General features: G+C 39.0%; 10 protein-coding genes. 3 read left to right on the top strand and 7 right to left on the bottom strand.

Annotated features, from left to right (window positions below):
• Positions 1-227 precede the first annotated feature (227 nt).
• Positions 228-2,324, bottom strand: a complete 2,097-nt coding sequence (locus tag DET49_RS17580) for a M3 family metallopeptidase (protein WP_410527967.1) — start codon at positions 2,322-2,324, stop codon at positions 228-230.
• A 226-nt stretch (positions 2,325-2,550) separates the two neighbouring features.
• On the opposite strand from DET49_RS17580, the gene azu reads away from it, so the two are divergent.
• A complete protein-coding gene (gene azu / locus DET49_RS17575; RefSeq protein ID WP_208109664.1) occupies positions 2,551-3,099 on the top strand; it encodes an azurin in 549 nt (182 codons plus the stop codon).
• A 317-nt stretch (positions 3,100-3,416) separates the two neighbouring features.
• On the top strand, positions 3,417-5,309 hold the full coding sequence (serA, locus tag DET49_RS17570; protein WP_133550058.1) for a phosphoglycerate dehydrogenase: 1,893 nt from the start codon (positions 3,417-3,419) through the stop codon (positions 5,307-5,309).
• A gap of 29 nt (positions 5,310-5,338) precedes the next feature.
• On the opposite strand, the gene DET49_RS17565 is transcribed toward serA, so the two are convergent.
• From DET49_RS17565 to DET49_RS17540, 6 genes are all read right to left on the bottom strand, one after another.
• Positions 5,339-5,959 (bottom strand): class I SAM-dependent DNA methyltransferase, encoded by a 621-nt coding sequence (locus DET49_RS17565; protein WP_133550056.1) that lies wholly within the window; start codon positions 5,957-5,959, stop codon positions 5,339-5,341.
• Complete coding sequence (locus DET49_RS17560; RefSeq protein ID WP_133550054.1) at positions 5,956-6,483, bottom strand: 5' nucleotidase, NT5C type; 528 nt, start codon at positions 6,481-6,483, stop codon at positions 5,956-5,958. The genes DET49_RS17565 and DET49_RS17560 overlap by 4 nt, the downstream gene beginning before the upstream one ends.
• Before the next feature lie 185 nt (positions 6,484-6,668).
• Complete coding sequence (locus DET49_RS17555; protein ID WP_133550052.1) at positions 6,669-7,340, bottom strand: helix-turn-helix transcriptional regulator; 672 nt, start codon at positions 7,338-7,340, stop codon at positions 6,669-6,671.
• A gap of 152 nt (positions 7,341-7,492) precedes the next feature.
• Complete coding sequence (locus tag DET49_RS17550) at positions 7,493-7,894, bottom strand: hypothetical protein (protein ID WP_133550050.1); 402 nt, start codon at positions 7,892-7,894, stop codon at positions 7,493-7,495.
• A 66-nt stretch (positions 7,895-7,960) separates the two neighbouring features.
• A complete protein-coding gene (locus DET49_RS17545) occupies positions 7,961-8,644 on the bottom strand; it encodes an aspartate/glutamate racemase family protein (protein ID WP_133550048.1) in 684 nt (227 codons plus the stop codon).
• 20 nt (positions 8,645-8,664) lie between these two features.
• On the bottom strand, positions 8,665-8,898 hold the full coding sequence (locus tag DET49_RS17540) for a heavy-metal-associated domain-containing protein (protein ID WP_133550046.1): 234 nt from the start codon (positions 8,896-8,898) through the stop codon (positions 8,665-8,667).
• A 202-nt stretch (positions 8,899-9,100) separates the two neighbouring features.
• On the opposite strand from DET49_RS17540, the gene DET49_RS17535 reads away from it, so the two are divergent.
• Positions 9,101-10,477: an MATE family efflux transporter gene (locus DET49_RS17535; protein ID WP_243729712.1), complete on the top strand. Its 1,377-nt coding sequence runs from the start codon at positions 9,101-9,103 to the stop codon at positions 10,475-10,477.
• Positions 10,478-10,507 lie beyond the last annotated feature (30 nt).

Raw genomic sequence — 10,507 nt, 5'->3', positions numbered from 1 at the left:
AGAAAAATGGTCAAAACTTAACCAGATTCAAGAGAAAACTAAAATGGCTCTAAAAAATTACTACTGCTAAACTACTCATGAATAGTCCGGGTTAAGTCTCTATGGATTTGCCAGAGGTCCAAATAGACTTGTAGCCAAAGCAATAGAATAATTTAGAATTTTGATGAAATAAAAAAGCCGTTCCTCTTTAGAAACGGCTTTTGATTTTTTATCCTTATTTAAAGATGCTACTTATTAGTTTCTGGTACCGGGAAACCGCGATCACGCATCAAGGCATCAATTTTGGCATCTCGTCCCCTGAACTTACGATAAGCCTTTGCAGGATCCATTGCATTTCTTGGCGCAAATAGGTATTTGACAAGTTTTTCCGCCATATTTTCATCGTAGAATCCTCCCGGAGCTTCCGCAAAAGCTTCGGTGGCATCCGAGGTCAGTACATCGGCCCATAAATAACCATAGTACCCAGTTGCATAACCTTCACCGGAGAAAATGTGCCCGAAATGTGGGGAACGGTGACGCATCACAATTTCTTCAGGCATTCCAAGTTCATCCAGGGTTTCCTTTTCAAACACCCTTGGTTCAATTTTATCAGGATCAGTGGTGTGGTATTTCATATCCATCAAAGCCGAGGCTAAAAATTCGGTGGTAGCAAAGCCCTGGTTAAAAGTTGCTGCTTTTTTAATTTTCGCAACGAGTTCTTCAGGAATCACTTCTCCTGTTTTATGATGTTTCAAAAAGCGGTTAATCACTTTATCGGTAGCTAACCAACGTTCGAGCAACTGCGATTGGAATTCCGTATAATCCCGAACACCACTGTTAAGCGTAGGATATTTGATGTCTGCTGCTAAAAAATGAAGTGCGTGACCGAATTCATGAAAAAATGTTTCAGCATCGTCCCAGGAAACCAGAACAGGTTCTCCCGGTGCAGGTTCAATAAAGTTGGAATTATTAGAGGCCAATACCGGTTTTGCACCTTCTAATTCAGAATAACTTCTATAGGTAGTGGCCCAGGCCCCGGAACGTTTTCCCTGGCGTGCAAAAGGATCTAAATACCAAAGTCCTATAAGTTCCCCTGAATCTTTGTCGGTAACTTCCCAGACTTTTACATCCTTATGAAAAACCGGTACGCTTGCTTCTTCTACCGGCTTAAACTCGAAATTAAAAAGTTCCCCGGCAGTAAAGAAAAGAGCCTGGGTGAGATTGCCGAGTTCTAAATATTGTTTTACTTCTTCACTATCAAGATCGTATTTTTCTTTTCTTACTTTTTCGGCATAATATCGATAATCCCAGGGCTTAATTGTAATATTTGCACCTTCCCGATCGGCTACTGCCTGCATATCTTTTACTTCTTCTTCCACACGGGCTAGGGCAGCTGGCCAAACTGCTTTCATAAGTTCCATTGCATTTTCCGGGTTTTTAGCCATTCGGTTCTGTAAACGCCACTGTGCAAAATTATCATATCCCAGCAATTCGACGCGTTCATCCCGAAGTGTTAGAATTTTCTTGATGATGTCATTATTGTCAAATTCATCATTATTATCGCCACGGGAATAGTAATTGCTCCAAACCTTCTCACGAAGTTTTCTATGGTCAGAATATGTTAAAAAAGGATCCATGGCCGAACGGGTGTTAGTGATGGCATATTTTCCCGGTTTGCCGTTGTCTTTTGCTGTACTGGCTGCGGCTTTCACGAAAGATTCCGGAAGTCCACCCAGTTCATCCTCGTTTAAATACACAATGTAGTTTTCTTCTTCTGCCAGGACATTATTGGAGAATTTAGTGTAAAGTTTTGAAAGTTCTTTATTGATTTGGGCATAGCGCTTTTTATCATCTTTATCAAGATTAGCCCCTTCCATGGCAAATTCTTCATATATAAGGTCAATAACCCGCTGCTCGGGCGCAGGCAAAGGATGCTCCTGTGAATTTTCAAAGACGGTCTTGATCCTTTCAAAAAGGGCGGAATTCTGTGAGATTTTTGAGCTGTATTCAGAGATCTCAGGAGAAAGTTCCCTTTGAACTTCCCTAAACTCAGGGCTGGAAATATTGCTGCTAAAAATTCCGTAGTAAGTAAAAACACGATCCAGCATATCACCCGATTGTTCAAAGGGCACAATAGTGTTTTCAAACGTTGCCGGTTCGGGATTGCTGGTGATGTTATCAATTTCAGCAAGATGTGAATCCATCGCTTTAAGCATTGCCGGTTTGACCAGCTCAACTTTCATTTTGTCAAAAGCAGGTACCCCTGCATAAGGCCCGGTCCATTCGGCCAATAGGATATTGTCCATATGTTGTTGTTGATTTTGTTCCTGGGCATAACCTGGCATAATACTTATAAAGGCCAGCAAGCCAAGGCTTTTTCTGAATTTAATTTTCATCTAGTGTGGTTTTGTTTTCAATCTATGAAGATAAGAGATTTTGGCAAATTATAAGGGAAACAGGGCCTTTTGATTATAAAAGGCCGGAAAAAACTTTACTGAAATCTTCTAGCAATTAAAATTAATTTATCTTTGATAACGCATTAAACTAAATACGAACATTAAATAATTAAGGATGAAATTTTTAAGTAAATCTATTTTGATTTTAGGAGCTGTAGCTATGATTGCCTGCGGTGATAAAAAAGAAGAAAAAGAAGACCAAATAACCATCGGGGATGGAAATTCACAGTCTCAGTCGGAAACTACAATGGATAAAGCTTCCACTGAAGTAAATGCTTCTGACAAAGACGTGGTGGAAATTACCATTGAAGGAAACGACCAGATGCGTTTTAATAAAGATACCCTTAGGGTAAAAGCCGGTCAAACCGTTCGCTTAACATTGGAGCATGTTGGGGAAATGGAAGAAACCGTAATGGGCCATAACTGGGTACTATTAAAGCAGGGGACCGTAATTAACGAATTCGGTCAGAAAGCAGTTCAGGCTAAGGAAAACGATTATATACCAGAAGGCACTAATGCGATTATCGCCCACACCCAGTTAATTGGTGGTGGAGAACAGGTAACCATAGAGTTTGAAGCTCCTGCAGCCGGAGTATATGATTATATCTGTAGCTTCCCAGGACATTACTCGGTAATGAAAGGAAAATTCATCGTAGAAGAATAGCCTTTTAAAATTATAACTTTAAATGTCTTTACCGGGAAATTCGCCTGGTAAGGGCATTTTTTTATATTGATTTTTAGCTTGTAGAGGTTTTAGTGTTTTTTGGACCAGATTTTTTTTATTTTTAAAATCGAGAAAATTTCATTTTTTAGACTGAATTTTCAACCGATTTTATCAGCTCAATATTTTTTCCAGCCCCATTTTATGAAATATTGAAAATCTACAACTAATAAGATTTCCGGTTCTTTATTTTACTTAAATAAGTTACTTAAGATTTCTAAAAATAGTAGTTTTAGGGTTCATTTTAGAGTACCTTAACTATGAGTGAAAACAAACACTTTGTAATAGATTTTGATAGCACATTTACCCAGGTAGAAGCCCTGGATGTCCTGGGAGAAATCTCCCTGGATAAAGATCCTGATAAAAAAAAGAACCTCGATGAGGTTGAGGCCCTAACCGACAAGGGGATGAAGGGGGAGATCTCCTTTAGGGAATCCCTTGTAGAGCGAATTAGACTATTAAAGGCCAATAAAAGTGATCTGCCAAAACTGGTGGAGAATTTAAGTGAGAGAGTATCTTCTTCCTTTGTTAGAAACCGTGAATTTTTTAATGATCATCACGAAAATATTTATATAGTCTCCAACGGCTTCAAGGAATTTATTGTACCTATTGTGGCACCTTACGGGGTTAAACCCGAGAATGTTTTTGCCAATACTTTTGAGTTTGATAGCCAGGGAGCCATTGTAGGTTTTGATAAAAACAATGTCTTATCTTCCAATAATGGAAAAGTAGAACAACTCAAAAAATTGAAATTAAAAGGGGATGTTTATGTCATTGGTGATGGCTACACCGATTATGAAATAAAAGCCGCCGGCCTTGCCAATAAGTTTTACGCTTTTACAGAAAATGTAGAACGGGCCAATATCCTTGAAAAAGCAGACCATATAACACCAAGTTTAGACGAATTTTTATTTGTACACAATATGAACAAAGCGATCTCTTACCCTAAAAATAGAATTAATGTACTTCTTCTTGAAAACGTACACCAGGATGCGGTTGACATTATGAAGAAAGAAGGTTATAATGTTAGCGTACATCCCGGTGCGATGGACGAAGACGAACTATGTGAGCGTATCAAAGATGTTTCGGTAATCGGTATCCGCTCTAAAACGCATTTAACCGAAAAGGTGCTGGAAAACGCCAACCGTCTAATTGCGGTGGGAGCTTTTTGTATCGGGACTAACCAGATAGACCTTCAGGCTTGCTTAAAGAAAGGAATAGCAGTGTTTAACGCCCCTTATAGCAATACAAGATCTGTGGTTGAACTGGCAATCGGCGAAATTATTTTACTAATGCGTAATCTGCCGGACAAAATACGTTTAATGCACCAGGGGAAATGGGAGAAATCTGCTACCAACAGTTTTGAAACCAGAGGTAAAAAGCTGGGAATTATCGGCTATGGTAATATCGGGGCACAACTTTCTGTTATGGCAGAATCAGTTGGTTTCGATGTGTACTATTATGATGTTCAGGAAAAGTTGCCCATGGGAAATGTAACCAAATGCAACTCCCTGAAAGAACTTCTGGAAACTGTAGATATCGTGACTCTGCACGTAGATGGTAGGAAGGAAAACCAGAATTTTATCGGGGAAAAGGAATTCGGCTATATGAAAGAGAACGTGATCTTCCTGAATCTCAGCAGGGGGCACGTTGTAGATATAAAAGCCCTGAAGGAGAATATAGAATCAGGAAAAATAATGGGGGCAGGCATAGATGTATACCCACAGGAGCCTAAAACCAATAACGAAGAATTTATTTCTGAATTAAGAAATTTACCCAACGTGATCTTAACTCCACATATCGGTGGTAGTACTCTGGAGGCCCAGGAAAATATCGGGAATTTTGTTCCAGGAAAAATTATTGAATACATCAATACCGGAAGTACCACCAACTCGGTTAACTTCCCGAATTTACAATTACCTGTCTTGCAAAATGCACACAGGCTGATTCATATTCACCAAAACAGGCCGGGAATTTTGGCAGAGATCAACAGAATTCTTGCCGGGCACGATATTAATATTGAGGGACAGTATCTAAAAACCAACGAAACCATCGGTTATGTGATTACCGATATTGATAAGAAATACGATAAAAAGGTCATAAAAGATCTAAAAGGCTTAAAAGGAACGATACGGTTCAGGGTTTTATATTAAAGAAATTATCAGAATAAAGGTCCCGGGAGTTATTTCTTAAAAAGAAAGGAAATAAGTCTCGGGATTTCATTTTTATCCTGGTCAAAGTATTCGTTTATACCTTTTAACTCGAGCCCCGATTTTTCCGCAGCTTTTATATAATCGGAAATATGGTGTCTATAGACCTCCAGCTCTTGAGTGCCCTGAGAAGTCTCAAAGCGTGCTTTACTCCCCAGATATTGTTTAAAGGGATGTAGTTCGCAAAGATAAAACTCTCCTTTTTTGACTAATATTCTACTGGCTTGCTGAAAGATAAAATCCAGATCTTCGATGTGTTCCAATACTAAACTACAACTTATAAGATCAAAATTTACTGCTGCTACCGGCCAGGCCTTTTGAAGGTCGGTTTTGATAAAATTCACTTTATTCTTAGGATCAAGCTTCCGGGCTTTTTCCAGCATTTTTTCTGAAAAATCCAGCGCTGTCATGCTTTTAGATCGTTCTGCCAGCCAGAAGGTATTCTTTCCTGTTCCACAGCCTAATTCAAGGCTTTGCTCAAAATTTTTATTACCTAAAGATGCTCTTATCGCTTTTGCTTCAAGGTCCCTGGTTTTATTGGGGACCTCATTATAGGTCCCGGCCCAAAGATTATATGCCTGAGATATTTTCATCTTGAGCCTAATATATTTAAAACTTCCTGCCAGTTATCAGCACGTTTATGATGGGTGAAATTTACATTATGGAATGCACTAAACATCAGGGTCTCTCCTTTAAAATGATCTAGGTTTTTAAGATGATCATCAATCATAATATCGGTATTAATAATGCTCTTATCCCCGCAAAAGATAATCTTTTTCCACTCAATAAAAGGAAAGTACTGGTCGAGCCAGGCTCGTTTTTCAACTAAACTTTGGGGAAATTCCATCGCTGCCGAAACTATATATATGTCATAAGTCTTTTGCAGTTCTTTTACCGCTTCTATGGCTCCTTTCATAACCGGTACGCTTCGGAAGAAATTTTCAGAAGAAGCGAATTTTTTAACCATTCCCTTTTTAGGAAATGCATTTTCTTCGGTTTTTCCCAGTAAATCCTTTTTGGTGAATTTTTGGCCATAATCGCGGTGATACCAAGTGATAAAATGTGCTTCTACATCGGCTAAAACACCATCCATATCTATTGCGATAGATTTTTTCATAATTCGGTTTTTCAATCAATTACTAAAATAATAAGTCTTTGGGTCGTATCAAATTAAATATACCCACTATTGGGTATTGCGGCCGGATAGCTTTATAGATATATTTGGTAGTATATTTCGTTTGGATTAAAAGGGTTACGCTTTGGTTTAAGGTAGGGGTTAGACCAGGTGTTTCCCTTTTCATTTTAAATTAAATCAAATGCATAGGCGAATTTGATTGATTCATAAACGTTTTTAATGCCTAATTTTTGCTTAATTTTTTTTCTGTGGGTACGTACTGTTTCTACCGAAATAAAAAGCTCCTCTGCGATTTTTCCGGAACTTTTTCCCAAAGCCACCTGCTTTAGAACCTCCTTTTCTCTTTCTCCTAAACTATTGAAAATTTCCTGATTGGAATGGAAAAATTTGCTTTCCGCCAGCAGTCTTTCGGCCTTATTGGGAATATGTTTCATTTGTCCAATAGGGATGGCAGTTGTACAGGTGTGTGTTGGCCTACCATCTTTGGCCTGGTGGAAAATTCGAACTGCACTCAGGTGCCATACCCATTTGTTACGGTCTTTGAATTTAACCTGCTGGAAGAAACTAAAAGTTTTTTCCGGGTTGTTTTCCGCTAGCAGCTCTTTCATTTTATCAAGGAAATTGGTCATATCCTCATTGTTGAAGAATTGTTTATGATAATCAGGACCAATTTCCAAAAGATCTTCTTCTTTAATCCCAAGTTGCACTAAGCCTTTCTCGCTCATATAAATGGGGGTAAAGGGTTCTAATTGGTGCACCACCACGACACTCGGCATCAAATCGGCAGTTTGTTTAAGGAAAGTAAGTTTTTTATCCAGGCCTGAAGAATTCGGGTCCATTTATCAGCTCATTAGAGTTAGTTAGCATTCCAAGATAAAAACTTCTTTCTTTAATTGCCAATCATTTTATTTTTAAATCTTTACCAGTGGGATATAATTTAATAGCACAATCTGAGAATAGCATACCACCAGGCTGTTTGAGTCGGTGAAATTTAATCCAGAACAATTTTTAAAGGCCCGGAAGAATGATAAACGTGACAGCAATCGGCACCTACCTGATAAGTTTCTTCCACTATAAGTTCATCATTTATATAGCCGCGAAATAGTAGCGCTATTTCCTGATTCTTATAGCTGGAAACCAGGTTGTCATTAAAAATCGTGTAGATACCATCCTCAAATTGATGTTCGGAATTAAATTCGAGTTCACGCTCCTTGGTGATATCCGTGATAGAAATACTATCTAAAACTACGGGGTTTTCCTGGGTATCTGTTATTTCAACCGTAATACTTCTGAATTCTTCCGTGCAAAAACCGTTGCATTTGCCGGTATTTTCTTCCTGGCAGGAAATGGTGAATAAAATAATTCCGATAAAAAAGGTGAATCGTAGCAGCATACTGAAAACTTTCGATCTAAGATACGAAACACCTAACATGCTTAGGGTGATTGCGAAGAAAATTTTCTAATCCTTTAGAATAAATTTTGCAGCCATTGCTGCGTGCAGTTGGGTAGTATCTAAAAGCGCAATGGCCGTGTCAGTTTTTTTAATTAGCATCGGAAGTTCGGTACAGCCTAGAATAATGGCTTCCGCGCCACGGTCCTGTAGCAATTGGATTTGCTTTAAATAGAAATTCTTTGCGTTTTCGGTAAACTTGCCCTGGGTGAGTTCCTCGGAAATAAACCCGTGGGTTTTTTCGATATCTTCCTGGGCAGGAATTATAGTTTTAATTTGGTGCTTTTCTTCTAATCTTCCCTGGAGAAAAGTTTTGGTCATAGTGGGTTTGGTTCCTAGTAGCCCCAGGGTTTTATAACCTCTCTGCTTTGCTTCTTTAGCGATGGCATCAGCAATATGAAGGATGGGAATATTAATTTTTGGTTGCACGAAATCGAAAACCAGATGCGGGGTATTGGCACAAATAATTATTGCTTTGGCCCCAGCATTTTCCAGTTTCTGGGAAATTTCCAAATAAGATTTTTTAATCTTTTCAGGATCATTTTCACGCATCAACTTTACATTGAGACTATATAATAGTAAAGGAGGGTTTTGATCCGAGCCAATTTCTTCACCTATAAGCTCATTTAAAAGTCGGTAATATTCTATGGTGGAGTGCCAGGAAGTACCACCAATCATTCCCAGTAAATTCATAATTTTAGTTTACCCGAAAATTAAGCAATTTTAAGTTGCCTGCTAAATTCTTCTTTTTTTTCCCTTTTCCGGAATGTGCTTAGGATTTCAACAGCTTCTAAAGCTGCGCCTTCTGAATTATAGGTAAAAGTGATTTTAGAGGCCTCGGCATCCGGAGAAATATCGTTTATATCCTTGATTTTGGAAAGTTCTTTAGTGACGTATGCCATGCAATTTCCACATCCAATTTCTTCCAGTAAAATAGTAGCTTTCATAGTTTGTGATTTTATTGAAACAAAATTAAAGCCGGTACTTTAAAAATTATATGACCAGGATCAGTTTCGGCCAGATTTCTAAGGGAAAACAACCGCCATTGATTAGTTTTACAAATTTCATTTAAGAAATGGTTAAAAGTAAATTTGCAGATGAAGTTAGGTTATAAATTTCGTTTCTTGCAATGCTAAAATTCTAGAGAAATTGCGAAGGAAAAGGCAGCCCATAAAGTATACCGAAGGCAGGATTTTTAGTTCCCTGGCCAACCTGGCCTGGCCCATTATCCTGGCCAATGTTTTACAAACAGCCTATCAGTTAATCGATACGTTCTGGTTGGGAAGATTGGGCGCAGATGCCGTGGCAGCGGTAAGTATTAGCTTTCCAATTCTTTTTCTTATCCTTTCCCTTGGTGCGGGTTTAACACTGGCCGGAACAGTGATCGTTTCTCAATATAAAGGTGCTGAGAACCAGGAAGAGGTTAATTACAGCTCTTCTCAAACCGTTTTTGTGATTTTTTTTATTTCTGTTTTGTTGGCCGTTGTAGGCTATTTCTCTGCAGCGCCTTTGATGAAACTTATCGGTGCCGGACCCGAAATTTTAAGGGACTCGGTAAGTTATTTTAAAGTTTCCTCCCTAGGTTTTATTTTTCTGTTTATGTTTTACGTTTTCCAGTCCCTTATGCGCGGAATTGGAAACGTATTATTACCGATGTATATCGTGTTAGCTACTGTTTTTCTGAATTTACTTTTGGACCCCCTTTTTATTTTTGGTTTTGGCCCTATCCCCGGTTTTGGAGTAGCGGGAGCTGCAGTAGCCAGTGTGATTACCCAGGGACTGTCTGCTTTGATTGGTTTGGCTATTCTTTTCCGGGGAAATAAAGGCATTAAAATCAATTTAAGCAGGATGAAATTCGATTTTTCCTGGACAAGGAAAATGTTTAACCTTGGGATTCCCTCGAGTATAGAAATGTCTACCCGCGCCGGAGGAATGACAGTAATGGTTATGCTGGTGACCAGTTTTGGCAGTGAAGTAGTGGCCGCATATGGAATTGGAAGCAGGGTTTTAAGTTTAATTGTGGTTCCTGCACTGGGATTTGCAATTGCAACCACTACCCTGGTGGGGCAAAATATTGGAGCTGGTAAAATTAAACGAGCGGAACGAATTGGAAACCTGAGTACTAAGATCGCTTTTTTTGGTCTTACCGGGGTAGGCCTTATCCTTTTCTTTTTTGCTGAACCTATTACAGCATTTTTTGTCCCCAATGACCCTGGGGTGATCCGCGACGGCTCTTTATTTATAAAAATCATGGCACCGAGTTTTGGGGTGCTAGGGGTGCAGCAGGTTCTCAATGGCGTTTTTAATGGGGCGGGATTTACCAAGGCCTCGCTTTTAATTTCGGTATTTGCACTTTGGATCATCCGTTTTCCTATGGCCTTTATGCTCTCTAACAATACCGAGCTTTCTTTTGAAGGAATCTGGTGGGCTTTTCCGATCTCTAACCTTATCGCTGCCATTGTCGCTTTTGCTTATTATAAAATGGGATACTGGAAATTAAGGACGATACGGCATCGACATCGCTAATTTTTAATCTTTATAATAACGGCCAGTCTT

The organism is Salegentibacter sp. 24 (assembly GCF_004362395.1).
In the GTDB taxonomy this organism is placed as follows: Bacteria; Bacteroidota; Bacteroidia; order Flavobacteriales; family Flavobacteriaceae; genus Salegentibacter.
Note: the sequence above shows the minus strand (reverse complement) of the source record. Positions and strands in the feature narration are given on the sequence as shown.

What these genes read in the sequence shown, in the direction of transcription:
- serA (WP_133550058.1), top strand. Translation starts at nt 3,417, where the DNA reads ATGAGTGAAAACAAACACTTTGTAATAGATTTTGATAGCACATTTACC.
- azu (WP_208109664.1), top strand. Translation starts at nt 2,551, where the DNA reads ATGAAATTTTTAAGTAAATCTATTTTGATTTTAGGAGCTGTAGCTATG.
- DET49_RS17540 (WP_133550046.1), bottom strand. Translation starts at nt 8,898, where the DNA reads ATGAAAGCTACTATTTTACTGGAAGAAATTGGATGTGGAAATTGCATG.
- DET49_RS17560 (WP_133550054.1), bottom strand. Translation starts at nt 6,483, where the DNA reads ATGAAAAAATCTATCGCAATAGATATGGATGGTGTTTTAGCCGATGTA.
- DET49_RS17580 (WP_410527967.1), bottom strand. Translation starts at nt 2,324, where the DNA reads ATGCCAGGTTATGCCCAGGAACAAAATCAACAACAACATATGGACAAT.
- DET49_RS17555 (WP_133550052.1), bottom strand. Translation starts at nt 7,340, where the DNA reads ATGGACCCGAATTCTTCAGGCCTGGATAAAAAACTTACTTTCCTTAAA.
- DET49_RS17545 (WP_133550048.1), bottom strand. Translation starts at nt 8,644, where the DNA reads ATGAATTTACTGGGAATGATTGGTGGTACTTCCTGGCACTCCACCATA.
- DET49_RS17565 (WP_133550056.1), bottom strand. Translation starts at nt 5,959, where the DNA reads ATGAAAATATCTCAGGCATATAATCTTTGGGCCGGGACCTATAATGAG.
- DET49_RS17550 (WP_133550050.1), bottom strand. Translation starts at nt 7,894, where the DNA reads ATGCTGCTACGATTCACCTTTTTTATCGGAATTATTTTATTCACCATT.